The sequence below is a fragment of the Nocardiopsis valliformis DSM 45023 genome, from assembly GCF_000340985.1.
Lineage (GTDB): Bacteria > Actinomycetota > Actinomycetes > Streptosporangiales > Streptosporangiaceae > Nocardiopsis > Nocardiopsis exhalans.
Genome location: NZ_ANAZ01000012.1, coordinates 82,504 through 106,514 on the forward strand (window position 1 = coordinate 82,504; position 24,011 = coordinate 106,514).

General features: G+C 70.3%; 20 protein-coding genes. 5 read left to right on the forward strand and 15 right to left on the reverse strand.

Annotated elements, in window-relative coordinates; genetic code table 11:
* Positions 1-40: 40 nt before the first annotated feature.
* A complete protein-coding gene (locus tag D457_RS0112805) occupies positions 41-2,134 on the reverse strand; it encodes a 3-hydroxyacyl-CoA dehydrogenase NAD-binding domain-containing protein (protein WP_017581064.1) in 2,094 nt (697 codons plus the stop codon).
* A complete protein-coding gene (locus D457_RS0112810) occupies positions 2,131-3,306 on the reverse strand; it encodes a thiolase family protein (protein ID WP_017581065.1) in 1,176 nt (391 codons plus the stop codon). Before D457_RS0112810 ends, D457_RS0112805 begins: the two co-directional genes overlap by 4 nt.
* 217 nt (positions 3,307-3,523) lie before the next feature.
* On the opposite strand from D457_RS0112810, the gene D457_RS0112815 reads away from it, so the two are divergent.
* The gene (locus D457_RS0112815) at positions 3,524-5,335 is read left to right on the forward strand and encodes an ABC transporter ATP-binding protein (RefSeq protein ID WP_169542739.1); all 1,812 of its coding nucleotides are present in this window, start codon (positions 3,524-3,526) and stop codon (positions 5,333-5,335) included.
* Between the two features lie 7 nt (positions 5,336-5,342).
* Here D457_RS0112815 and D457_RS0112820 read toward each other — a convergent pair whose 3' ends face one another.
* The 4 genes from D457_RS0112820 to D457_RS0112835 form a co-directional block, all read right to left on the reverse strand.
* Positions 5,343-5,849, reverse strand: a complete 507-nt coding sequence (locus D457_RS0112820; RefSeq protein WP_017581067.1) for an FBP domain-containing protein — start codon at positions 5,847-5,849, stop codon at positions 5,343-5,345.
* Positions 5,850-6,030: 181 nt separating this feature from the next.
* The gene (locus tag D457_RS0112825; RefSeq protein ID WP_017581068.1) at positions 6,031-7,053 is read right to left on the reverse strand and encodes a tetratricopeptide repeat protein; all 1,023 of its coding nucleotides are present in this window, start codon (positions 7,051-7,053) and stop codon (positions 6,031-6,033) included.
* Between the two features lie 213 nt (positions 7,054-7,266).
* On the reverse strand, positions 7,267-8,517 hold the full coding sequence (locus tag D457_RS0112830; protein WP_017581069.1) for a ribonuclease D: 1,251 nt from the start codon (positions 8,515-8,517) through the stop codon (positions 7,267-7,269).
* Positions 8,518-8,699: 182 nt separating this feature from the next.
* Positions 8,700-9,275, reverse strand: coding sequence for a DUF3000 domain-containing protein (locus tag D457_RS0112835; protein WP_026116596.1), 576 nt, complete (start codon positions 9,273-9,275; stop codon positions 8,700-8,702).
* A 348-nt stretch (positions 9,276-9,623) separates the two neighbouring features.
* Here D457_RS0112835 and hemE point away from each other — a divergent pair, with 348 nt between their 5' ends.
* A complete protein-coding gene (hemE, locus tag D457_RS0112840) occupies positions 9,624-10,592 on the forward strand; it encodes a uroporphyrinogen decarboxylase (RefSeq protein ID WP_239646093.1) in 969 nt (322 codons plus the stop codon).
* A gap of 108 nt (positions 10,593-10,700) precedes the next feature.
* On the opposite strand, the gene D457_RS0112845 is transcribed toward hemE, so the two are convergent.
* Positions 10,701-11,762 (reverse strand): DUF4349 domain-containing protein, encoded by a 1,062-nt coding sequence (locus D457_RS0112845; RefSeq protein ID WP_017581072.1) that lies wholly within the window; start codon positions 11,760-11,762, stop codon positions 10,701-10,703.
* A gap of 201 nt (positions 11,763-11,963) precedes the next feature.
* On the opposite strand from D457_RS0112845, the gene hemG reads away from it, so the two are divergent.
* Together hemG and hemQ are read left to right on the forward strand one after the other, a co-directional pair.
* Positions 11,964-13,463, forward strand: coding sequence for a protoporphyrinogen oxidase (hemG, locus tag D457_RS0112850; protein WP_026116597.1), 1,500 nt, complete (start codon positions 11,964-11,966; stop codon positions 13,461-13,463).
* Positions 13,460-14,173, forward strand: coding sequence for a hydrogen peroxide-dependent heme synthase (gene hemQ / locus D457_RS0112855; protein WP_017581074.1), 714 nt, complete (start codon positions 13,460-13,462; stop codon positions 14,171-14,173). The genes hemG and hemQ overlap by 4 nt, the downstream gene beginning before the upstream one ends.
* 73 nt (positions 14,174-14,246) lie before the next feature.
* On the opposite strand, the gene D457_RS0112860 is transcribed toward hemQ, so the two are convergent.
* The 3 genes from D457_RS0112860 to msrB form a co-directional block, all read right to left on the reverse strand.
* Positions 14,247-15,092, reverse strand: a complete 846-nt coding sequence (locus tag D457_RS0112860) for a CDP-alcohol phosphatidyltransferase family protein (protein WP_017581075.1) — start codon at positions 15,090-15,092, stop codon at positions 14,247-14,249.
* Entirely contained in the window at positions 15,079-15,747 is a 669-nt protein-coding gene (locus D457_RS0112865) for a phosphatidylserine decarboxylase (RefSeq protein WP_017581076.1), read from the reverse strand. Before D457_RS0112865 ends, D457_RS0112860 begins: the two co-directional genes overlap by 14 nt.
* Positions 15,748-16,012: 265 nt before the next feature.
* Complete coding sequence (gene msrB / locus D457_RS0112870) at positions 16,013-16,459, reverse strand: peptide-methionine (R)-S-oxide reductase MsrB (RefSeq protein ID WP_017581077.1); 447 nt, start codon at positions 16,457-16,459, stop codon at positions 16,013-16,015.
* A 252-nt stretch (positions 16,460-16,711) separates the two neighbouring features.
* On the opposite strand from msrB, the gene D457_RS32475 reads away from it, so the two are divergent.
* Positions 16,712-17,125 (forward strand): hypothetical protein, encoded by a 414-nt coding sequence (locus D457_RS32475; RefSeq protein ID WP_017581078.1) that lies wholly within the window; start codon positions 16,712-16,714, stop codon positions 17,123-17,125.
* A 146-nt stretch (positions 17,126-17,271) separates the two neighbouring features.
* On the opposite strand, the gene D457_RS0112880 is transcribed toward D457_RS32475, so the two are convergent.
* From D457_RS0112880 to D457_RS0112900, 5 genes are all read right to left on the reverse strand, one after another.
* A complete protein-coding gene (locus tag D457_RS0112880; RefSeq protein ID WP_039831248.1) occupies positions 17,272-18,060 on the reverse strand; it encodes a GntR family transcriptional regulator in 789 nt (262 codons plus the stop codon).
* Positions 18,061-18,226: 166 nt separating this feature from the next.
* Positions 18,227-18,994 carry a pyrimidine reductase family protein gene (locus tag D457_RS0112885; protein ID WP_051072926.1) on the reverse strand — a complete coding sequence of 256 codons (768 nt, stop codon included), beginning with the start codon at positions 18,992-18,994 and terminating at the stop codon, positions 18,227-18,229.
* 152 nt (positions 18,995-19,146) lie between these two features.
* Complete coding sequence (glgX, locus tag D457_RS0112890; protein WP_017581081.1) at positions 19,147-21,318, reverse strand: glycogen debranching protein GlgX; 2,172 nt, start codon at positions 21,316-21,318, stop codon at positions 19,147-19,149.
* Positions 21,319-21,512: 194 nt separating this feature from the next.
* Positions 21,513-23,144 (reverse strand): acyl-CoA dehydrogenase family protein, encoded by a 1,632-nt coding sequence (locus D457_RS0112895; protein ID WP_017581082.1) that lies wholly within the window; start codon positions 23,142-23,144, stop codon positions 21,513-21,515.
* Positions 23,145-23,317: 173 nt separating this feature from the next.
* The gene (locus D457_RS0112900) at positions 23,318-23,986 is read right to left on the reverse strand and encodes a pyridoxine/pyridoxamine 5'-phosphate oxidase (RefSeq protein WP_017581083.1); all 669 of its coding nucleotides are present in this window, start codon (positions 23,984-23,986) and stop codon (positions 23,318-23,320) included.
* Positions 23,987-24,011 lie beyond the last annotated feature (25 nt).

Here is a 24,011-nt window from a genome sequence, read left to right on the forward strand (position 1 = left end):
CCTTCCCGGAAGTTCGGGCCCTCAAAGGGCTAGCTCGGGCCTAGAAGGCCTTCGGGTCGCCCTCGTGGAACGGCTTGCCGTTCACCGCGGTGGAGACGCCGACCTTGTCCAGGTACGGGGTGATACCACCGGTGTGGAAGGGCCAGCCGGCGCCCGTGATCAGGCACAGGTCGATGTCGGCGGCCTCGGCCACGACACCCTCGTCCAGCATGATCTGGATCTCCTTGGCCAGGGCGCGCAGGGCCCGGTCCAGGATCTCCTTCTCCTCGGACGGGCTGTCGCCGCCCTTGAGGAGCTCCTTGACCTCGGGGTCGATGGTCAGGTCCGGGGCGAAGATCGCCGTCTTGCCCGCCTTGACCACGGCCTCCAGCTGCGGCGAGACCGCGAAGCGCTCGGGGAACGCGCTGTTCAGGGTCTCGGCGACGTGCAGACCGACCGCCGGGCCGACCAGCTGGAGCAGCATGAGCGGCGACATCGGCAGACCCAGGGGCGCGACCGCGCGGTCGGCGACCTCGGGCTCGGTGCCCTCGCTCACGGCGCCCAGGACCTCACCCATGAACAGGGTGAGCAGGCGGTTGACGACGAACGCCGGAGCGTCCTTGCACAGCACCGAGGTCTTCTTCAGCTTCTTGGCGGTGGCGAAGGCCGTGGCCAGCGAAGCGTCGTCGGTCCTGTCGCCGCGGACGATCTCCAGCAGCGGCAGGACGGCGACCGGGTTGAAGAAGTGGAAGCCCACGACCCGCTCGGGGTGCTTCAGCTTCGACGCCATCTCGGTGATCGAGAGGGAGGAGGTGTTGGTCGCGAGGATCGCCTCGGGGGAGACCACGGCCTCCACCTCGGCGAACACCTGCTGCTTGACCTCCATCTTCTCGAAGACGGCCTCGATGACGAAGTCGGCGTCCGAGAAGGCGTCCTTGGTCAGCGAACCGGTGACCAGGGCCTTGAGGTGGTTGGCCTTGTCCTGGTTGACGCGCCCCTTCTTGAGGAGCTTGTCGATCTCACCGTGGACGTAGTCGACACCCTTGTTCAGGCGGTCCTGGTCCAGGTCGGTCATGACGACCGGCACGTCCAGGCGGCGCGCGAACAGCAGAGCCAGCTGACCGGCCATCAGACCGGCGCCGACGACGCCGACCTTGGTGACCTTGCGGGCCAGCGACTTGTCCGGGGCGCCGGCGGGGCGCTTGGCGCGCTTCTGCACGAGGTCGAAGGCGTACAGACCGGCCTTGAGCTCGTCGCTCATGATCAGGTCGGCGAGCGCCTGGTCCTCGGCGTCGAAGCCCTCGTCGCGGGTGGCGGTCTTGGCGGCCGCGACCAGCTCGACGGCGCGGGCCGGGGCCGGGGCGGCGCCGTGCAGCTTGCCCTCGACCACGAAGCGGGCCATGTTGACCGCGTTGTCCCAGGCCTCGCCCTTGTCGACCTCGGGGCGCTGCACCTGGATGTCACCCTTGACCACCTGGGCGGTCCAGCGCAGGGACTCCTCGACGAAGTCGGCGGGCTCGAAGATCGCGTCGGCGATCCCCATCTCGAAGACCTGCTTGCCCTTGATCATCTTGTTCTGGGCGAGCGGGTTGTCGACGATGAGCTTGAGGGCCTTCTCGGCGCCGATCAGGTTCGGCAGCAGGTAGGTGCCGCCCCAGCCGGGGACGAGCCCGAGGAAGGCCTCGGGGAGCGCGAAGGCCGGGACACCGGCGGAGACGGTGCGGTAGGTGCAGTGCAGCGCCACCTCGACGCCGCCGCCCATGGCCGCGCCGTTGACCAGCGCGAAGGTGGGTACGTCCAGCTCGCCGAGCTTGCGGAACACGTCGTGTCCCAGCTTGCCGATGGCCTCGGCCTGCTCGCGGTTCTGGAGCGCGGGGACGCCGGTCAGGTCGGCGCCGACCGCGAAGATGAACGGCTTGCCGGTGACGGCCACGGCCACGATGTCGGTGCGCGCCTTGGCGGCCTCGATCGCGGCGTCCAGGCTGAGCAGACCGCCGGGGCCGAAGGTGTTCGGCTTGGTGTGGTCGTGCCCGTTGTCCAGGGTGATCAGGACAGCGGTGCCCGCGCCGTAGGGGAGCTCGACATCGCGGGAGATCGCTTTGGTGACGACCTCGTCCTTGAACAGCTCTCGTGCCTGCTCGATGGCGGTGCTCACTTGCCCCCCTCGTAGTTGGTGTTCTCCCACAGGATGGTCCCGCCCATGCCCAGGCCCACGCACATGGTGGTGATGCCGTAACGGACGTCGGGACGCTCGGCGAACTGGCGCGCGAGCTGCATCATCAGACGACCGCCGGAGGAGGCCAGCGGGTGGCCGATGGCGATCGCGCCGCCCCACGGGTTGACGCGGGCGTCGTCGTCGGCGATGCCGAAGTGCTCCAGGAAGGCGAGCACCTGGACGGCGAAGGCCTCGTTGATCTCGATCAGACCGACGTCGTCGATCGTGATGCCCTGGCGGGCGAAGAGCTTCTCGGTGGCCGGGACCGGACCGACACCCATGACCTCGGGCTCGACACCGGTGAAGGAGAAGTCGACCAGGCGCATCTTGGCGTCCAGGCCCAGCTCCTCGGCGACCTCCTCGGCCATCAGCAGGGTGCCGGTGGCGCCGTCGTTGAGACCGGCGGCGTTACCGGGCGTCACGTTGCCGTGCGCGCGGAACGGGGTCTTGAGACCGGCGAGCGACTCCATGCTGGTGCCGGGGCGAGGCGGCTCGTCCTGGGTGGCCAGACCGAAGCCCTTCTCCGCGGAGCGGACCAGGGTCTCGACCAGGTCGGGCTGGATCTTGCCGTCGGCGTAGGCCTTGGCGACCTTCTCCTGGCTGCGCACCGCGTAGGCGTCGGCGCGCTCCTTGGTGATGGTTGGGTACCGGTCGTGCAGGTTCTCGGCGGTGTTGCCCATGACCAGCGCGGACGGGTCGACCAGCTTCTCGGAGATGATCCGGGGGTTGGGGTCGACGCCCTCACCCATGGGGTGGCGGCCCATGTGCTCGACGCCACCGGCGATCACGACGTCGTAGGCACCGAAGGAGATGCCCGCGCCCGCGGTGGTCGCGGCGGTGAGCGCGCCGGCGCACATGCGGTCGATGGAGTAACCGGGGACGCTCTTGGGCAGCCCGGCGAGGATCGCGGCGGTGCGCCCGAGGGTCAGGCCCTGGTCGCCGATCTGGGTGGTGGCGGCGATGGCGACCTCGTCGACGCGCTCCGGGGGCAGGCCCGGGTTACGGCGCATCAGTTCGCGGATGACGCGGACGATCAGGTCGTCGGCGCGCGTCTCGGCGTAGAGGCCCTTGCCTGACTTGCCGAACGGGGTGCGGACCCCATCGACAAACACGACATCGCGGGCAGTTCGCGACACGATGGCCCCTCCTTCTCCAAGCGTTGGTGGACTGTATGGGAACCATGCTACTCGCCAGTAACAAATAGTGCGAGCGGCGGGGCCGGTCACTTCCCAAGAAGGGGGCATCCCCTACTTTCGGCGGTTGTGGCCGCTACCACCAACACGGTTGGCTGAAGGGAGATTCCGTGCGTAGGAGATGAAAGAGGCCAAGATGCCGCGACCGGACCTGGAGCACGCAGCGCTGCTCAGACAGGCGCCCAAAGCACCACTGCGCCGCCTGTGGGAGTACGCCCGGGTGCACTGGCGGATGCTGGTCCTGGGCGGAGTGCTCACCTTCCTCGGCGGGATCACCGGCCTGGCGCAGCCGCTCATGGCGAAGTACGTCATCGACGCCCTGAGCGAGGGCGGTTCCGTCTCCGGCCCGATCTTGGCACTGCTGGCAGTGGTGCTCCTCGGCGCCGTCATCGGTGCCCTGGGCGCCTTCGTCCTGGAGCGCACCGGCCAGAGCGTCGTGCTCGGGGTCCGCCGCAACCTGGTCGGCAGACTGGTCCGGCTGCGCGTGGGAGAACTCGACCGGCTCAAACCGGGCGACCTGGTCTCCCGGCTGACCGCCGACACCACCCTGCTCCGCTCCGTCGCCACCAGCGGCATCACCAACCTCTTCACCAGCACGGTCCTGCTGGTCGGCGCCATCGTCATCATGGCGTTCCTGAGCCCGACGCTGCTCCTGATCACCCTGGGGATGATCGTCGTGGTCGGTGTCCTCATGGGGGTGATCCTGCCGAGGATCGGCCGGGCCACCCAGGCCGCCCAGGCCTCGCTCGGTGAGATGGGCTCGCTCCTGGAGCGGATCTTCGGCGCCTTCCGCACGGTCAAGGCCTCCTCGGCCGAGCGCGCCGAGATCGAACGCCTGGACACCGCCGCCGTGGAGTCCTGGCGCAAGGGCGTGGCCGTGGCCGGGTGGACCGCGCTCTCGGGCACCCTGGCCTCGCTCACCATCAACGTCTCGTTCCTCGTGGTCCTGGGCGTGGGCGGCGGCATGGTGGCCGCGGGGACGATGAACGTCTCCACCCTCATCGCCTTCCTGCTGCTCCTCTTCTACCTGATGGAACCCATCATCACCCTGGTGAACTCGGCCACCGAGCTCCAGACCGGCCTGGCCGCCGTCCGCCGCATCGACGAGGTCGCCGACCTGGACCAGGAGAACCCCGAAGGCAACCGCACCGAACCCCTCTCCGCCCGCCCGGCCGAGCTCTCCCTCACCGACGTCACCTTCCGTTACCACCCCGACCTGCCGCTGGTGCACCACGGAGTGAGCTTTGAGGCCTCGGGTGCGGGCCTGACCGCCCTGGTCGGACCCTCGGGTTCGGGCAAAACCACCGTCTTCTCGCTCATCGAGCGCTTCTACGACACCACCTCCGGCAGCGTGCGCCTGGACGGCACCGACGTCCGCGACTGGCCCCTGGAGGCGCTGCGCGCCCAGATCGGCTACGTCGAACAGGACGCCCCGGTCCTGGACGGGACCCTGCGCGCCAACCTCACCATGGCCGCGCCGCACGCCACCGAGGCCGAACTCCAGGAGGTCGTCCGAACGGCCCGTCTCACGGACCTGGTCGACCGCCTGCCCGAGGGCCTGGAGAACCCGATCGGCCACCGGGGCGTCACCATCTCTGGCGGCGAGCGTCAGCGCGTGGCCATCGCCCGGGCGCTGCTCCGCCGCCCCCGCCTGCTGCTGATGGACGAGGCCACCTCCCAGCTGGACGCCGCCAACGAGGGCGCCCTCAAGGCGGTCATGCTGGAGGCGGCCCGCAGCACCAACGTGATCGTGGTGGCGCACCGCCTGTCCACGGTCACCAGCGCCGACCGGATCGTGGTCATGGAGACCGGCACGGTCCGCGCGGTGGGCACCCACGCCGAACTGGTCGAGGGCGACAACCTCTACCGCGACCTCGCCGCCGGCCAGCTCCTCACCCCCGAAACCCCCGATACCCGGGAGGCCGCCGGGATCAGCCCTCGGGGCTGAGGCCTGGTCAGCTCTCGTGGCCCAGAAAGGTGGTCGCGAAGCGGTCGACGTTGATGCGCAGGCGCTGGATGCGCTCCTCGCGGGTGATGGTCTCCGCGGGCTGGATCAGCGGGGACTCGCGCTTGCCCCGCACATAGAGCGGGCAGGCGAGGTCGGCGCACACGTACAGGCCGACCGTGTCGCCCTGCTTCCCGGCCTTGCCGGGCTTGGGAGCGCTGAACAGCCGCACGCCCCCTGCGGGGTGCACGGTCACGCAGAACGAGCAGGTCATCGACTTAAAGAAGTTCGCCTTGCGGTTGCCCGTCGGCAGCCGCAGGGCGACCCCGAGCGGGTCCTCACCGGAGTCGATCACGAGGTAGGCACGGTTCGGAGCCTTGGGATCGGTCCAGCCGAGGAAGTCCATGTCTTCCCAGTCCAGCAGCGGCATGTTCGACGGGAAGTGCATCCGCTTGGTCTCGCCCTTGGGACAGTTGACGAACGAGGAGCGGATCTCCTCGGTACTGAGCTCGCGCATCGCTCTCTCCGGTCAATGTGTGCGACCAACGGACGGATCCTGCCAGGCCGGGGCGGCTCGCGCGAATGGTTTTCGCGCCTGGCCACCTTGTTCCCCCGAACCTTCCGTGCACACGCGTGAGGGCCGGGAACCCCGGTGGGGAGTCCCGGCCCTCAGCGCGCCTCGGGTGTGCCGCGCCTTGTCAGAGCAGCGCGTCGGCCTCGCGGTGGCGCCCGGCGGCGTTGTAGGCGCCCGCCAGGTCCCGACGCAGCCGCATGGTGAGCCGGCGCACCTCCGGATCTCCGGAGGAGTTCAGCGCCACGCGGTAGGCCTCGCGGAGGACCTCGACGGCCTCGTCGGCCCGGCCCGCCTGCGTGTAGGCGCGGCCCAGCCGGTGGTGCACCGCGAGGGTGTTCAGGTGCCCCTTGCCCAGGCGACGGCGGCGCCCGGCCAGCACCATCCGCAGCTGCGAGATGGCCTCCTCGTAGCGTCCGGCCATGCTCTGCGCCGCGCTCATGCCCAGCCGGAGCTCCTCGCGGCGCTCGGTGGAGGCAACGTCCTCGATGGCCCGCGCGTAGTGGGCCACCGCGGCGTCCACCCGGCCGCTGCGCCGGTAGCACACAGCCAGGCGCATGCGCGCCTCCACCGTGTCCTCGTCGGCCGGGCCGAACTGGTTTTCCCGCTGGCTGAGCAGGGTCTCCCACTGCGCGGCGGCGTCGGCGGGGCAGCCCACGTCCTCCAGCGCCCAGGCCAGGTTCTCCCGGATGATCTCGGTGCGGGGGTGATCCTCGCCGTAGACCGCCACGGCTTCGCCCAGGGCCAGCTCGAACTGCTGCACGGCGGCCTGGCGCCGACCCATCTGCGCGTACTTGGTGGCCAGGTTGTTGCGGGCGGTGATGGTGTCCGGGTGTTCGGTCCCCAGCCGCTCCACGAGCGACTGGAGGGTGCGCTCCAGGGCCGCCGCGCGCATCCCGGCGGTGGGGACCTTGGTTCCGGAGACCTTGGTGCCGGCGGCAGAGGACACGGGGCGCTGGGGCAGCGCCCGGTGCGAGGCGCCGGTGGGCACCCCGCCCGCGGCGGTCGGTACCTGCTGGGGCAGGGGCGCGGTCCGCTCCGCCAGGAGCTCTTCTCGCTCCTGGGGAGTGGGTATGGCGGCCTCGGTCGCCTTGACCTTGGCAGAACGCGTCAACCCCGTCTCACGCAGCAGCGCACGCCAGAACGACAAGCAGACTCACCACATTTCCCTGATCACACGTACCGGGGCCTTGTGGGCCCGCGGTTCGGTACATACCCGTAGAAGAAGCCGAACGGCCCCGAGATTCCAGGGCACGTTTCTATAACTTAATCGGACAACGGGCTACGGAACAGGCATGAACCGCCTCTGTGGGTGTGTGACTTCAGTCACCTTTGGATTCAAAATGACTGAAGGGGGTATTGATCAGCTTTTTTCCGCGTCCCGCAGGGCTGTGGCCAGCGGTTCCGCGGTCAACCCGACCTGCCAGTTCCGTGCGCCACGCGTGCGTAGGAAATCGCCCACGGAATCCGGGTCCACGGTCTTCGGGGGTGCCCACGCCAACCTTCTGACGGTGTCCGGCAGCAGAAGGTTCTCGGTCGGCATCACGACGTCCTCCGCGATACCCGTCACCGTCGCCCTGGCGGCCTCCAACCGGCGCGCCGCCTCAGGGGCGCGGTCGGCCCAGCGGTTGACCGGGGGCGGCCCGTCTCCGGGTGCGTTGGGCCGCGGCAGCTCGGCCTGGGCCATGTCGCGGGCCCGGTTCACCGCCTTGATCCACGTGGTCAGGTAACGGCGGGCCAGTTTGATCCCGTACTGCCGGATCTTGGCCAGCTCCGTGGTGCTGCGCGGCATCGCCGTCGCCGCCTCCACGATCGCCGCGTCCGGCAGCACCCGGCCCGGGGAGATATCCCGTTCCTGGGCGATGCGGTCGCGCTCGTACCAGAGCTCGCGGACGGCGGCCAGGGCGCGCTGGTTGCGGACCTTGTGGATGCCCGAGGTGCGCCGCCAGGGATCGGCGCGCGGCTCCTTGGGCGGGGCGGCCAGCACGGAGGAGAACTCCTCCTGGGCCCACTCCAGCTTGCCGGTCTCGGTGAGCTCGGTCTCCAGGGAATCGCGCAGCTCGATGAGGATCTCCACGTCCAGCGCTGCGTACCGCAGCCAGTCCTCGGGCAGTGGCCGCTGCGACCAGTCCACCGCCGAGTGCTCCTTGGCCAGGCGCACGTCCAGCAGCCGCTCCACCATGAACCCGAGCCCGACCCGCTGGTAGCCCAGCAGCCGCCCGGCGAGCTCGGTGTCGAACAGCAGGGACGGGCGCAGGTTGACCTCGGACAGGCACGGCAGGTCCTGGTGCGCGGCGTGCAGCACCACCTCGGCTCCGTCGACCACGGAGTTGAGGTCGCTCAGGTCGGGGCAGGCGATCGGATCGATCAGCGCCGATCCGGCACCCTCCCGCCGCAGCTGCACCAGGTACGCGCGCTGCCCGTACCGATAGCCCGAGGCGCGCTCGGCGTCCACGGCGACGGGGCCCGAGCCGGCGCTCAGGGCCGCGATGACACCGGCGAGGGCGTCGGCGTCCGCGGTGACCTCAGGCAGGCCCTCGCGTGGTTCCCGAAGTAGAGGCGCCCTCTCCGCGTCGTCGTTGTCTGGTTCGCGGGGTTCTGTCTTGGAGTTCAACGCGTTCGCCACACCACTACGGTATGCGCTGTCGCCACCGAACGCAGATACGGGCCGTTTCGGCATCGGTGGGCGTTACGGGTTCGCCGGGCCCCGAGCCGTCCCCGCGGGGCCGCCCGATCCCAGCTCAGAGGGTGTGGATTGGTACGACTCAAGGCACAATTCAACGCCCGCACCCTGGCTCAGGGTCGCGACCGCTGTCGGGCGATGTCGGTGACGTCCAGCGGGGGAAGCCCCGACGCCGAGGCCAGCAGCGCCAGCCAGGCGCTCATGTGTCCGGACAGGTCCGCCGACTCCGGGGTCCACGAGGCGCGCATCTCGACCTCGGTGGTGGCGCCCTCGTGCGCCTTGGTGCCGAACCCCTCGGTGGTGGCACGGGTGACCGTGCCGCTCAGCGTGTGGTGGGTGGCACCGTTGGTCTCCAGGGCGTCGGTGAGCCAGCTCCAGGCGACCGGGCCGAGCAGGGGATCGGTGGCGATCTCCGACTCCAGCTCGGAGTTGGCCTGGCAGACCACTCGGAAGGGGCCGGGCCAGTCACGGGTGCCCTCGGGGTCGTACAGGACGATCAGCCGGCCCCAGGCGATCTCCTCGCCCTGAACCGTGACCTCAGCCGACACGGCCGAGGAATGGGGAGCCAGCCGCTGGGGAGAGGGGATCTCCTGGACGGTGATCTCGGGGCGGATGTGAGGAGAGCGCAGGGCCTCGACCGCTCGCCGGAACGTTTCCTGAGCGTTCTCGGCGCTACCGACATCGGGCATGGTGGAAACGTCAGCCTTCATATTGTGGTGATCACGTCCTGGCGGGGGTCGCCGGGACGTGTCCCGCCGATGGTGTGATGGTGGGCACGGATTCGACCGTGGCACGAGTCACCGGCGGGCTGTCGTAGTTCCCCCGGCGTGTCGGGCTTTTGTGATGATCTTGGGACCGCGGAGCCGTCAGCGGCGCCGGTTCAGGGTCTGCGCGCCCCCGGCCAGCCCCGCCGGAAGGACCCCACTCTGGCGATCCGAGTGAGACCACCGGGATGGGCATGGCACGATTCAAGGGTGACGCTTCAAGACTCTCCATTCCTCCGCGCCTGCCGGCGCCTCCCGGTGTCCCACACACCGGTGTGGTTCATGCGCCAGGCCGGGCGTTCCCTGCCCGAGTACCGACGGGTCCGCGCTGACGTGCCGATGCTTGAGGCGTGTGCGCGACCCGACATGATCACCGAGATCACGATGCAGCCGGTCCGCCGGTACGACACCGACGCCGCGATCTTCTTCAGCGACATCGTTGTGCCGCTCAAAGCCATCGGGATCGACCTGGACATCAAGCCGGGTGTCGGCCCCGTGGTCGACGACCCGATCCGGGACGCCGACGGGATCAAGCGCCTGCGTGATCTCGAGCCCGGCGACATCCCGTACGTCACCGAGGCGGTCGGTCAGCTCGTGGGAGAGCTCGGCGACAAGCCGCTGATCGGTTTCGCGGGCGCTCCGTTCACGCTGGCCTCCTACCTCATCGAGGGAGGGCCGTCGAAGAACCACGAGCACACCAAGGCGCTGATGTACGGCGAGCCCGAGCTGTGGGACGAGCTCATGCGCCGCCTGGCCAACATCACCCTGGGCTTCCTGCGCACCCAGATCGAGGCGGGGGCCAGCGCGGTCCAGCTCTTCGACTCCTGGGTCGGCGCGCTGAGCGCTGAGGACTACCGCGCCTCAGTGCTGCCCTACACCTCGTGGATCTTCGGTCAGCTGACCGAGTACGAGGTGCCGCGCATCCACTTCGGTGTGGGCACCGGCGAGCTGCTGAGCCTGCTCAGCGAGGCCGGGGCCGACGTCGTGGGCGTGGACTGGCGGGTGCCGCTGGACAAGGCCGCTCAGCGGGTTCAGCCGGGCACGGCGCTCCAGGGCAACCTGGACCCCGCGACGCTGTTCGCGCCCTGGGAGGTCGTCGCTGACCGTACGCGCGACATCCTGTCGCGGGGTCGCGCCGCCGACGGCCACATCTTCAACCTTGGCCACGGTGTGCTGCCCAGCACCGACCCGACCATGCTCGAACGCCTCACCGCTTTCGTGCACGAGGAGACCGCCAACTAGGCGCTCCGAACGACAGGCACGACACACGACGCGCCGGTGCCCGGCCCCCGCAGCGGGAGCCGGGCACCGGCGCGTTCTGCCAACGCGGGTCGACGGTGTCGGCGGTGGTCAGCACTGGTCGCCGGGGCGGTCCTCGTCGGTGTACGGGGAACCGCTCTCGGAGCCTTCGGAACCCTCAGCCGTGGTGCCCTGAGCCGTGGCGCCCGCGGGCACGGCCATGGTCGCGTTCTGCTCCCGCTGCTTGCGGTGGGCCCTGCGGCGCTGACGCCACAGCCACAGCGGCCAGGCGCCGAGCACCACGGCCACCACGGCGAAGGGCAGCAGCCAGCCGACGATCACGGACAGTCCCTGACCCAGCGCGACCAGGGCCAGCCAGCCGCGCTCCAGCCCGCCGAGGAAGCCGACGGAGTCCTGGGAGGGCTCCTCGATGTAGGTCGCCGGGGGCATGAGCTGCAGGTGCACCGTCGAGTAACTGGTCTGGTTCTCCAGCGATTTCAGCCTGGCCTGGAACGCCTCCAGGTCCGCCTGCCGCCGCTGGATCTCGCCCTCCACGCGCAGCAGGTCGTCGACGTCCTGGGCCTCCTCCAGGTACCCGCGCAGGGTCTCCAGGGCGGCCTCGGAGGACTCGATCCGGCTCTCGACGTCGGCGACCTCCTCGGTGACGTCCTCCACCGACCGCTCCAGCGTGGAGCGGTCGCCCAGCTCGGCCAGCGCGTCCAGGGAGCTCTCGTAGTCCTCGTTGGGGATGCGCAGGGTCAGGTAGGCCTCGGGTGTGCCCGTCGCGGGCGTGGACAGGCTCTCGTCGGCCACGTAGCCGCCCACCTCGACCGCCAGGGCCTTGGCCAGGTCGGAGGCCTCGGCGACGTCCTCCACACGCACGGTCATGTCGGCGATGTGGATCAGCTGCCGGTCCGTGATCTCCACGTCCGAACCGACGTTGCCGTCCGCGCCGCGCTCGGCGCTCTCGGTGCCCTCCTCCGTGTACTCGGCCTCGGCGTCGGCCTGCTGCTCGGGCACGGCCATGTCGGCGGTCTCCGAGGAGCTTCCGGCGGAGCCGCTGTCCGTCATGTTGTGGGAGGCGCCGCAGGCAGCGAGCAACAGGGCGGCCAGGCCGGTGGCGACGGTCACGCGGGCCACACGGCCCGCACGGGGGAGGGCTGGAGTGTCCATGCTGCTTCGACGCGACCCTGAACCCGGGCGTTTCGTCCGGGCGGTAACGAGAGCGCAACGGATCGAACCTCTCCCGGATCCGCACCGCGCCCGGGCGCCGGACCTGGACCCTCGGGACCTCCGACCGAAACCTCACCGGCGGAGGTCCCGCTTCGGGTACGGCGGATCACTGTGACCCGCGGCATCTGGGAAGCTGGTGGCATGCCGCAAGCACCGCATGTCGTCGTGATCGGCGGCGGGGTCTCCGGACTCACCGCCGCGCACCGCCTCAACGGCCGGGGGGTCACCACCACGGTGGTCGAGGCCGCCGACGCCCCGGGAGGAAAGCTCCGCGCCTCGCCCGTGGCGGGTGTGTCCGTCGACGCCGGTGCCGAGGCGGTGCTCGCCCGCCGTCCCGAGGCCCTCGACCTCTTCGCCGAGCTCGGCCTGGACGACCAGGTGGTGCACCCGGGCCCGGGTGCCGCCGCCATCTACAGCCGGGGCCGGATCCGTCCCCTGCCCAAGGGCCAGCTCATGGGGGTGCCCGGCGACCTGCGCTCCCTGGCCCGCAGCGGGGTGCTCTCACCGGCCGGGACCCTGCGCGCCGCACTCGACCTGGTCTGGCCGCGCACACCGGTGCGCTCCGACGTGCCGGTGGCCGCCTACGTGGGCACCCGCATGGGGCGCGAGGTGGTGGAGCGGCTGGTCGAACCCCTGCTGGGCGGCGTGTACGCGGGCCGGGCCGACGAGCTCTCCCTGGACTCCACCCTGCCGCAGATCGCCCCGATGGCCCGGCGCGACCGCTCCCTGATGAACGCCGTGCACACCAGCCTGAGCGGCCGGGGCGCCACGCCCACCAAGGCAGGACCCGTCTTCGCCTCCCTGCGTGGCGGGGTCGCCTCGCTCGTGGACGCCCTGGCGTCCCGCCAGAAGGATCTGCGCACCGGTACCCGAGCCGAGGCCCTGGAGCGGCTCTCCGAGGGCTGGAGAGTACGCCTGGAGGGCGCACAGGGGGCCCGAGCGGAGACGCTCGACTGCGACGCAGTGCTGCTCGCATGCCCCGCCCCCGAGGCCGCCCGCCTGCTCGCCGACACCGAACCCGCCGCCGCGCGGGAGCTGCGCCGGACCGAGTACGCGAGCATGGCGCTGGTGACCTTCGCCCTGCCCGCCTCGGCCTTCCCCGCGACGCTCACCAGCACCGGCTTCCTGGTTCCGGCCGGAGAGGGCCTGACCATCAAGGCCGCCACCTTCTCCAGCAACAAGTGGCCCTGGCTGGCCCGGGAGCTGGATAGGGTCAACCCGGGGGAGGACCTGGTCGCCCTGCGCTGCTCCATCGGCCGGTTCCGGGACGAGAACGCCCTGCGCCGCTCCGATGAGGAGCTGGCCGAAGCGGCCCTGGCCGACCTCGCCCGCGTCACTGGACTGCGCGGATCCCCGGTCGAGACCCGCGTCACCCGGTGGACCGACGGGCTGCCCCAGTACGCCGTCGGCCACGCCGCCCGGGTGGAGCGCGTCCGCTCGGCCGTGGACGGCCACCCCGGACTCGGGGTGTGCGGCGCCGCCTACGGGGGAGTGGGCATCCCGGCCTGCATCGCCGACGCCGGGCGCGAGGCCGAGCGCTTGGCCGACGCGCTCACCGACCACAACCGCACCGACCGCGGCGCCCCGGGCGCCGCCGGACCGAACCAGCCCGGACCGAACCAGCAAGGAGTCAACCCGTGACGGGGCAGCAGAACAACGAGGCCGTCGCCCAGGACGGCACCGACCTCAACAAACTCATCCGCTACACCATGTGGTCGGTCTTCAAGGTCGACAGCCTGGAGGGTGTGGACCGCGGCGCGGCCGCCGAGGAGCTCCAGAGCCTGCTCGACAAAGCCGCCGAACAGGGCGTGACCACGCGCGGCAGCTACGACGTCCAGGGCTTCCGGGCCGACGCCGACATCATGTTCTGGTGGGTGGCTGACACCCCCGAGCAGGTCCAGGGCATCTACTCCGAGTTCCGCCGCACCCGCGTGGGCCGCGCCAGCACCCCGGTGTGGTCGGTCGTGGGCCTGCACCGCCCGGCCGAGTTCAACCGCGGCCACGTGCCCGCCTTCCTGGCCGGGGAGGAGCCGCGGGACAACATCTGCGTGTACCCGTTCGTTCGCTCCTACGAGTGGTACCTGCTGCCCGACGACGAGCGCCGCGCCATGCTCGCCGAGCACGGCCGCATGGCCGCCCCGTACCCGGACGTGCGCGCCAACACGGTCTCCTCGTTCGGTCTCAACGACTACGAGTGGCTGTTGGCCTTCGAGGCCGACGAGCTGCACCGCATCGTGGACCTGATGCGCCACCTGCGTGCCGCCAAGGCCCGCCTGCACACCCGTGAGGAGCTGCCCTTCTACACCGGGCGGCGCAAGAGCGTGGCCGAGCTGGTCGACTCCCTGCCGTAACCGGGCGCCTGCCAGAAGGGGCGGCCCCGCGCTCGGTTCGAGTGCGGGGCCGCCCCTTGTCCGTCCGGAGCTCCTACTCGGCGGGTCGCTCGACGGTCTGCCCGACGAGGGAGGTCGAGCGCCGGGTCGCGATCACGTAGAAGGGGAGCGAGAGGATCGTGAGCAGCACCAGGGCGCTCATCAGGTAGATGAGGGCCTCACCGGCGGGCAGTCCCAAGCCCCAGGCGGCGATGAAGGCCACGCCCGTGGCGAGCATGCCCAGCACGACGTAGGCCTTCTTGCCGCGCGGCTTGGGGTACTCCATCCGGCTCACCATCAGCCAGGCGACGAGCAGCACCGCGGCGACCCCGGCCAGAACCGGCGGGTCGAGCAGTACGATCGTCACCACCGCCATGGCCCCGAACGGGCACGGCAGACCGGTGAAGTAGTTGGAGTCCGGCGCCTGGCAGGAGAACCTGGCCAGTCGCACGATCACCGCGAGCAGCACCGCGCCGCCCGCCACTACCGGCAGCACCGAACCGCCCAATAGCACACCGGTACCGCCCGCGATGGTGCCCCACACCACGAAGAAGAACGCCGGGGCGAACCCGAAGCTGATCACGTCGGCGAGGTTGTCCAGCTCGGCACCCATCCCGCTGCCGCCCAGCTTGCGGGCGACCCGGCCGTCGAGCACGTCGAGGGCGGCCGCGACCATCATCAGTCCCACGGCCGTGGCCATGGCCGACTTCGGCAGCGCTCCGGCGGCGCCCCCGGCCATGTGAGCGGCCTGGGCCGTGGCCAGCGCCCACACGGCGAGGAAGCCGCACAGGGCGTTGCCCAGGGTCAGGTAGTCGGCCACGCCCAGACGGAGCCTGGGCGCCTCCCCGGGGGCGAAGGGGGCGGACCGCTCGGCGGCGGGGGCCACCTCAGTCGGCGTCAAGACGGGTTTCTCCGGCGCGGACCTTCTGGCCGACCTCCACCGCCGGGGTGACCCCGAGCGGAAGGTAGACGTCGACACGTGACCCGAACCGGATGAGGCCGATCCTCTCGCCTTGTTCGACCTTCTGCCCCGCAGCGAGATACGGGACGATACGCCGGACCAACGCGCCGGCGATTTGAACGACCGTGATCTCACCGATCTCGGTTTCAAGGGTCCAGATGACGCGCTCATTACGCTCGCTGTCCTTGTCGAATGCGGGGCGGAAACCCCCGGGGCGGTGTTCGACGCCGGTCACCACACCGGCGAGGGGGGCACGGTTAACGTGCACGTTGAGGGGGTTCATGAACACCGCGACCCGGATCCGCCCGTCGGGCTGGGGGTCGAGGCTCTGTACGACGCCGTCGGCCGCGGACAGCACCCGTCCGGTCGCCGGTCCCCGGTTCGGGTCCCGGAAGAACCAGGTCATTCCCGCCGCGAGGGCGATCACCGGGGCGGCCGTGACGGCCCCGACCGGGGAGCGCCGGGCCAGGAACGCGGCGGCTCCGGCCGCGCCGAGCGCCGGTACCAGCCAAGGGGCCGATCCCTGGGCCATGCCGAAGCGCGGTCTGGCCGCGGGCCGCGGGGAGACGGAGGAGGAAGGTGAGTCGTCGGTCATCGAGCGCTTTCGTTGCGGGTCGGTCTGGTCGCCCGCACATCGGTTACCGCTGTGAGGGGTGAACTCGGCGCTGGCCGGGTTCTCTTGTGCGCGGTCACCGGGTGGGGCACCCTCGCCGCGCGCGCCCGTCCGGTCGGCACTGGGGCCGAACTTCGGTGCGCTGGTGAGATTATCCCTGATCCCGCGGGCACGGGGGTCAGGCTGGCTCCGGATATGGCCCGTTCGGGTGGAACGGCGGGGACCCGGAACCAGGATGCTATGCCACCTACTCCCCGGGCTCCAGGGTGAGAGCGACCGAGTTGATGCAGTAACGGGCGTCTGTAGGGGTGTTGTACCCCTCTCCGTAGAAGACGTGACCCAGGTGGGAGTGGCAGGTGGCGCATCGCACCTCGGTTCGCACCATTCCGAGCGATGCGTCCTCGTGCAGAGTGACCGCGTCGGAGTCGGCCGGGTCGAAGAAACTCGGCCACCCGCAGTGGGAATCGAACTTCTCGTCGGAGCGGAACAGCTCGGTGTCGCATCCCCGGCAACGGTAGACGCCGGTGGTCTTGGTGTCGACATACGCCCCGGACCAGGGGCGTTCCGTGCCTGCCTGGCGGAGCACCGCGTACTCCTGCTCGTCGAGGCGCTCGCGCCACTCCTGGTCGGTCCGGGGAAGGCCCTTGGGCGCCCCGGCGTTGCTCTTCGGGGTCTGGTCCGCTGCGTCAGCCATGGTGACGACGCTACCTGGAAACGTGCTCGGATGCTGACCGGGGGCCACAAGGCCAGGAAAGCTCCTTATCCGCCTTGGTTAGGTAAATCCTCCCTAAAGGCCACATACGCCTAACTTCACTCTTGATGACGTTCGGTGCACAGATGTGCGGGTACGGGCACTGACAGGGGTCAGTGGTCGAAGTGCACTGAGGCAGGTGGCATGGCTGTTACAGCTCAACAGGCACTCGGAGTGAGCAGGCGACCTCTGCGCGTGGGCAGAATTCGATACGGACTGTGGTGGCTCGACCAGGCCACTGCGGGGGCCCGTTCGCGGGCCCGCGCCGTCACCGGCGGCGCGGCCACTGTGGGCCGGGAGCTGCGTTGGGCCGTGGAGCTCAGCGCCCGATCCACTCTGGCCGGGATCGACCACGCGCGGCCGGAGCCCTGGAACGACCGCAAACTGCTGGTGTTCGTCACGGTGATCGCCGTCGGCGCGCTGGCAGTGGCGCTCGTCCTGGGGGTGGGGATGGCGCACTGGGCGATGACCTCGTCCAACGCCATGCTCTTCGCGGCGGCCGGGGCCGTGGCGGTGGGACTCGCCTTCCTGCCGCTGGCGTACCTGGTCTTCGCCTCCAAACAGAGGCGTCGCCTGAGCACGGTCAGCCCGAGTGCGGACGATCGGTAGGAAACAGCCGGACGACGAGTCCGGACACGAGGGATACGAGAAGGAGGGGCGTCCCCCAGGGGCGCTCCTCCTTCTCGTGCGGCTGTGGAGCGGAGAGCGGTGCGGGGATCCGGGCTGGCTCAGGGCCCGGCGTCGGGGTGCGGGGCTCAGGCGTCGAAGTCGTACTGCAGCACGTAGGCGGAACCGTCCATGGTGATCTCGTTGAACTCCACGGGCCGGTGGTCGGCGGTGAGGGCGGTGCGGGCCACCTCCAGAACGGGTGTCCCCGGGGACAGAGCCAGCTCCTGCGTCTCCTCGGGGGTGGGCATGCGGACCCGGATCTCCTCGGTGAAGTGGGCCGGGGCGTGCCCGAGTTCGGCTAGTCGCGCGTAGATGCCTCCGGGGCCGCTGTCAGGGGCCCGGACTCGTTGGGCGGCGGGGGAGTCCTCCCGGCCCACCCACAGCTGCGGGGGCAGGTGGGAGACCGCGTTCTGCACCGGTCTGCCGTCCACGAGGTAGCGCCGGGAGCGGCGCACCACCGTGGCTCCCTCGTCTAACTCCAACGCCCGCAGGATGTGGCCCTCGGGGGCGATCTCATCGATGACCAGCCCCTCCACCTCGTATCCCCGGGTGTCGCTGTCGGTCTGCCAGATGGCCCGCCCGTTGCCCCACAGGTCGCGGGACAGGCGCCGGGCGCCGTGTCTTCGCAGGGGACGGAAGGCGCGTACGTAGATGCCCGAGCCGCGTACGGCCACGGCCAGGCCCTCGTTGATGAGCACGGACAGCGCCTGCCGGGCGGTCGCCCGCGCGACGCCGTGGCGCTCCATGAGGGTGTTCTCCCCGGGAAGGCGGTCGCCGTCGGCGTACCGTCCGGAGCGGATCTGTCCTCGTAGTTCCTCGGCTATCTCCCGGTAGACCGGAGGGGACCCGTTTTCGGACGTCGGCACTACGTTCATCCTCTCGCCCAGGGGACCACACCGGTGAGCCCCGTTGACACGGTGTGTCCAGTCACAGCGTTTTCCGTGGGTGACACACAACGGGTATGTCCGGTTGCGGGATGGTTCATGCGTCATTGTGGGGTGGCCGAAACCGACCGGTTATGGGTGCTGCCCGTGCGACGCCCTATTCCCTCAGGTAACGCGTGAACAGGTTGCCCTCCGCCTCTAGAAGGTGCGCCATCCGCACGGGTGTGCTCTTGGTCGAGACGTGTTCGGGCGTCCCGGGGGTCCCCGGGCTGCCGGTGACGATCCGGGGCGATCCGGAACCCAACAGGTGCGGACTCACCGTCAGGCACAGCTCGTCCAACAGGCCCGCCCCCACGAACTCGGCCAGCAGGTGCGGCCCTCCCTCGGTCAGCACCCGGTACAGACCTCTCTCGGACAGGGCGTTCACGATGTGCCCGGGGCCGACCGAGACCCCCTCGACCACCACCAGGTCGGCGTGCTCGGCCACGAACGCGCGACGTTCGGCGGGGGAGTCCGCCACGGTGAACACGATGGTGCGCGCCTCCTCGGGCGCCGTGGTGAGCAGTTCGTCGTCGATCTCCAGTGACCGCGAGACCACCGCGATCCGCGGTGTGGCCGGGCGCCCTTCGCGCAGCTTCGCCCACACCTCGCGCGGCCGCACCGGCCGGTAACCCTCCTGCCGGGCGGTGGCCGCGCCGACCACGACGACGTCGCACAGCCCGCGCAGCACGCCCATGACCCTGCGGTCGGGGTCCGAGGACAGGTCGCGGCTGCGTCCCGAGGGGCCGACCGCGCCGCCGTCGGCGCTGGCGACCATGTTGGCGCGCACCCAGGGCCGGTCCAGGGCCAGCGGGTAGGCGTAGGCCTCGGCCAGGTCCACGTCAGTGCGGCCGGGGACGGGAAGGAGTTCGCGGAAGTTCGACATGGTCACCCAGGTTAGGGCGTGTCCCGGGACACCGCGAAGGGCCGGGAACCCCGCGGGTCCCCGGCCCCCTCACGTCGGCTCGGCGCCCTCCCCGAACGCCTCCGCGGTCAGCCCCGTCAGCCGTCGGCGGTCAGCCGTCAGCTGCCAGGTCGTCAGCCGTGCCGGTGCGAGACGCGCCGCAGTAGCACCAGGGCGCGGTCGATCACCCGTACCGGGCCGCCCGCCGTCACGAACGGCCGACCTCTCACGTCGGGCTCGGCGGTGTCCAGCACGGTCTCCCAGGCCATGCCGCACTCGGTGCCCGGAAGCTTGAACTCCACCGACTCCGGGCCGCTGTTGAGCAGCAGCACGAAGGAGCTGTCGCGGATGCGGCGCCCGCGCGGATCGGGTTCGGTGATCGCGTCCCCGTTGAGGAACACCCCCAGCGCGCGGTCGCCGCTGTTCCAGTCGTCGCCCTCCATAGACGACCCGTCCCGGCGCAGCCACGAGATGTCGGGCAACCCGTCCGAACCGGACGTGCCTGTGCTTCCCGAGGCATTTCCCGCCGGGCTCTCCACCGGGCTGCCGTGGAAGAAGCGGCGGCGTCGGAAGACCGGGTGCTCGCGCCGTAGCCGGGCCAGCTCGCGCACGTAGTCCAGGAGGTCGTTGTCGGGGTAGTCGCCGGTGAGCCCCGCGCCCTCCCAGTCGATCCAGGCGATCTCGTTGTCCTGGCAGTAGGCGTTGTTGTTGCCGCCCTGGGTGCGTCCGATCTCGTCGCCGTGCGAGAGCATCACCACCCCCTGTGACAGGTACAGGGTGGTGAGGTAGTTCCGGATCTGTCTGCGGCGCAGGGTGAGGATCGCGGGGTCCTCGGTGGGGCCCTCCACCCCGTGGTTCCAGGAGCGGTTGTCGTCGGTGCCGTCCCGGTTGTTCTCGCCGTTGGCCTCGTTGTGCTTGTCGTTGTAGGAGACCAGGTCGGCCATGGTGAAGCCGTCGTGGCAGGTGATGAAGTTGATCGAGGCCACAGGGCGGCGCCCGTCGTTCTGGTACAGGTCGCTGGAGCCGGCCAGCCGCGAGGCCAGCTCGCCCTTGACCGGTTCCCCCCGCCAGAAGTCGCGTACGGTGTCGCGGTACTTGCCGTTCCACTCGGTCCACAACGGTGGGAAGTTGCCCACCTGGTAACCGCCCGGGCCCACGTCCCAGGGTTCGGCGATCAGTTTTACCTGGGAGATCACCGGGTCCTGCTGGACGATGTCGAAGAACGTGCTCAGCCGGTCCACGTCGTGGAACTCGCGGGCCAGTGCCGAGGCGAGGTCGAAGCGGAACCCGTCCACGTGCATCTCCAGGACCCAGTACCGCAGCGAGTCCATGATGAGCTGCAACGAGTGCGGGTGGCGCACGTTCAGGCTGTTGCCGCAGCCGGTGTAGTCGAGGTAGTAGCGCTGGTCCTCGTCGCTGACCCGGTAGTAGCCGAGGTTGTCGATGCCCCGCCAGGACAGGGTGGGGCCCATGTGGTCGCCCTCGGCGGTGTGGTTGTAGACCACGTCGAGGAGTACCTCGATGCCCGCCTCGTGCAGCGACTTCACCATCGCCTTGAACTCCTGCACCTGCTGGCCGCGCGAGCCGAGTGCGGCGTACCCGCTGTGCGGGGCCAGGAAGGCCAGGGTGTTGTACCCCCAGTAGTTGGTCAGCCCGCGCGCCACCATCGCGTGTTCGGGCACGAAGTGGTGCACCGGCATTAGCTCGACCGCGGTCACCCCCAGGGAGGTGAGGTAGTCGATCATCGCCGGGTGGGCCAGCCCCGAGTAGGTCCCTCTCTGGTGTTCGGGGATCTCCGGGTGGCGCATGGTCAGCCCGCGCACGTGGGTCTCGTAGATCACCGTCTGCGAGTAGGGCGTGCGGGGACGGGACTCGTTTCCCCAGTCGAAGAACGGGCTGACCACCACGCACTTGGGCACGTACTTCGCACTGTCGGCCGTGTTCTTGCGGTCCGGGTCGGCGAAGTGGTAGCTGAACAGCGACTCGTGCCAGGTGAGGTTGCCGTTGAGCGCCTTCGCGTAGGGGTCGGTGAGTAGTTTGTTCGGATTGCAGCGCAAGCCGTGCTCGGGAGCGTAGGGCCCGTGCACGCGGTACCCGTACTGCTGCCCCGGGCCGATCCCGGGCAGGTAACCGTGCCAGACGAAACCGTCGTATTCGGTCAGGGGTATTCGGGTCTCCTCGCCGTCGTCGTCGAACAGGCACAGGTCCACCTGTTCGGCCGCCTCCGAGAAGAGGGAGAAATTGGTGCCGGACCCGTCGTAGGTCGCACCGAGCGGATAGGAACTACCTGGCCAGACTTCCACCATAGGCGTCGTCAGTCTCTTGGTGTCGGGCCCAGTAGGGCGTTTTTGTTGGTGACGACTTCTTTCTTCCGCTTCGGTAGCAGAAGTATGCCGAACTGGGCCGATGATCATTCATCGGCCCAGTTTTCAGGGGGTTCTGATGCTGTTATCGCCAGAGTTGCGGATGTTGTTGTGATGTGGTGCGCAAAAGGATGGTTTCAACCGCGCGGTCGGGCCCGGTCCAGGATCAGTCCGGTGTCCACGCCCCTGGGCAGCGTTCCGAACACGTGGCCCCACTCCCCGCCCAGCCGCGAGGCCGTGAAGGCTTCGGCCACCGGGGTCGGCGCGTAGCGCAGCAGCACCGAGGCCTGGAGGACGAGCGCCATCAGCTCCACGACCGACCGCGCCCGGTACTGGACCTCGTCCAGATCGCCCAGGGCCTGCCCCAACCGCTTCAGCGCGGCGTCGTAGTGGTCGTCGGAGCCCGCCGCGGTGTTCAGCTCGCCCATGAAGGCCTCCACCGACTCCGGCGACTTCGCCATCGCCCGCAGCACATCCAGCGCCGCCACGTTGCCCGAGCCCTCCCAGATGGAGTTGAGCGGGGAGTCCCGGAACAGCCGGGGCATACCCGACTCCTCCACGTACCCGTTGCCGCCCAGGCACTCCAGCGCCTCGGCGGCGTGCACCGGCTGGCGCTTGGTCACCCAGAACTTGCCCACGGCCACGCCCAGGCGCCGGAAGGCGGCCTCGGCCTCGTCACCGCGCACCGCACGGTCCACCGCACCCGCTAGCCGCGTCATGAGCGCCGTGGCGGCCTCCGACTCCAGTGCGAGGTCGGCCAGGACGTTGCGCATCAGCGGCTGCTCCACGAGCGGCTTGCCGAACGCGCTGCGCGACCCGGCGTGGTTGAGCGCGTGCACCACGGCGGCGCGCATTCCCGCCGAGGAGCCGATCACGCAGTCCAGACGGGTGCTGTTGACCATCTCGATGATGGTGGGCACGCCCCGGCCCGGCTCGCCGACCATGTGCGCGACGGCGCCGTCGTACTCCAGCTCCCCGGAGGCGTTGGACTTGTTGCCGAGTTTGTCCTTGAGCCGCTGGATGTAGAGCCGGTTGCGACTGCCGTCGGGCAGGACCCGAGGCACCAGGAAGCAGGTCAGGCCCTCGGGCGCCTGCGCCAGGGTCAGGAAGACGTCGCTCATCGGGGCGGAGGTGAACCACTTGTGCCCGGTGAGCAGGTAGTGGCCCTCGCTGGTGGGCACGGCGCGCGTGGTGTTGGCGCGCACGTCCGAACCGCCCTGCTTCTCGGTCATCGACATGCCCGCGATCAGCCCGCGCTTGGTCAGCGGCGGACGCAGCCCGAAGTCGTAGGTGCGCGCGGTCAGCAGCGGCTCGTACTGTTCGGCCAGGCCGGGGGAGTGGCGCAGCGCGGGGACCGAGGCGTAGGTCATCGAGATCGGACAGCCGTGGCCGCTCTCGGCCTGCGACCACAGGAAGAACTTGGCCGCGCGGGCCACGTGGGCGCCCTCGCGTTCGTCGGCCCAGGGGGCGGCGTGCAGGCCGTGCTCCACCGCCTGGTCCATGAGCACGTGGTAGGCGGGCTGGAAGTCGATCTCGTCGACGCGGTGGCCGTAGCGGTCGTGGGTGCGCAGGACCGGGGGGTAGGTGTTGGCGGACTCACCCCAGGCGCGCACCCGCTCCGAGCCGGCGGCGTCGCCGATCTCGCGCACGTCGGCCTCGGCCCAGGCCGCTCCCTCGCGGCGCAGGCCCTCCAACAGGGCGGGGTCGTCGGCGGCGCTGTAGTCACCGAGCGGAGTGGCCTGGTTGAACACCTCGTGTGTGGCGGGCATACCGGCTCCGTTCCTGGGTCGGGGGCGTTGGTTGGAGGCCTGGTCGGCTGGCCGGCGGGTGCGGGAATCCTACCCCCGCCCCGCACACCGAACAGAACCAGATTCGGTAATGCCGACGCAAGAGCCAACTGTCGCTTAACGCCTGTTCAGGGCCGCAAGGGCCAGGGCCTGATTCAGGGCCACAGGAGTTCGCGTCCCCAGGGCGCGGCGGTGTCCTCGCGGCGGTAGCGCAGCCGGGTGTGCCGCCGGTCGGGGTCGGCCTGCCAGAACTCGATCTCGGTCGGCGCCAGCCGGTACAGGCCCCAGTTGTCGGGCACCAGGTCCGGCTCGGCCTCCAACCGGGCGCGGCTCTCCTCGGCCGTGGAGTGGATGCTCTCCAGGCTGTCCAGCGGCTGGCTCTGCCGCCCGTGAAACCCGGCCACCCGCCCCTCCAGCGGGCGCGCGGTGAAGTCGGCGGCGCGCTCCTCGGGCCCGGCCAGCTCGACCGGTCCCCGCAGCCGCACCTGACGGCCCTGCGGACCCCAGAAGAACAGCAGCGCGGCCTGCGGGTTCACCGCGAGCTCCAGCCCCTTCACCGACGTCGTGGTGGTCGCGAACCACCAGCCCTCGGGGGTGAGGTCCTTCAGGATGAGGATGCGCGCCGAGGGCATGCCGTCGGCGTCCGCCGTCGCCACCGTCATCGCGTGCGGCTCGTGCACCCCGGCCTCGATCGCCTCGCCCAGCCACTCCACGAACAGACCCACCGGGTCTTGCGGAGCCTTGGCCGGATCGAACTCGGCGATCGGCCCCGCGAACACCCGCAGCCCCCGCAACATGTCCCGGATCCCGCTCTGCTCGGTCATCACACACTCCCCGTCATGTCACAGC

Excerpts from the sequence above, each read along its gene's own strand:
- D457_RS0112815 (WP_169542739.1), top strand. The coding sequence starts at position 3,524 with ATGCCGCGACCGGACCTGGAGCACGCAGCGCTGCTCAGACAGGCGCCC.
- D457_RS0112820 (WP_017581067.1), bottom strand. The coding sequence starts at position 5,849 with ATGCGCGAGCTCAGTACCGAGGAGATCCGCTCCTCGTTCGTCAACTGT.
- D457_RS0112835 (WP_026116596.1), bottom strand. The coding sequence starts at position 9,275 with ATGCCCGATGTCGGTAGCGCCGAGAACGCTCAGGAAACGTTCCGGCGA.
- D457_RS0112845 (WP_017581072.1), bottom strand. The coding sequence starts at position 11,762 with ATGGACACTCCAGCCCTCCCCCGTGCGGGCCGTGTGGCCCGCGTGACC.
- hemG (WP_026116597.1), top strand. The coding sequence starts at position 11,964 with ATGCCGCAAGCACCGCATGTCGTCGTGATCGGCGGCGGGGTCTCCGGA.
- D457_RS0112865 (WP_017581076.1), bottom strand. The coding sequence starts at position 15,747 with ATGACCGACGACTCACCTTCCTCCTCCGTCTCCCCGCGGCCCGCGGCC.
- msrB (WP_017581077.1), bottom strand. The coding sequence starts at position 16,459 with ATGGCTGACGCAGCGGACCAGACCCCGAAGAGCAACGCCGGGGCGCCC.
- D457_RS0112880 (WP_039831248.1), bottom strand. The coding sequence starts at position 18,060 with ATGAACGTAGTGCCGACGTCCGAAAACGGGTCCCCTCCGGTCTACCGG.
- D457_RS0112885 (WP_051072926.1), bottom strand. The coding sequence starts at position 18,994 with ATGTCGAACTTCCGCGAACTCCTTCCCGTCCCCGGCCGCACTGACGTG.
- glgX (WP_017581081.1), bottom strand. The coding sequence starts at position 21,318 with ATGGTGGAAGTCTGGCCAGGTAGTTCCTATCCGCTCGGTGCGACCTAC.
- D457_RS0112895 (WP_017581082.1), bottom strand. The coding sequence starts at position 23,144 with ATGCCCGCCACACACGAGGTGTTCAACCAGGCCACTCCGCTCGGTGAC.
- D457_RS0112900 (WP_017581083.1), bottom strand. The coding sequence starts at position 23,986 with ATGACCGAGCAGAGCGGGATCCGGGACATGTTGCGGGGGCTGCGGGTG.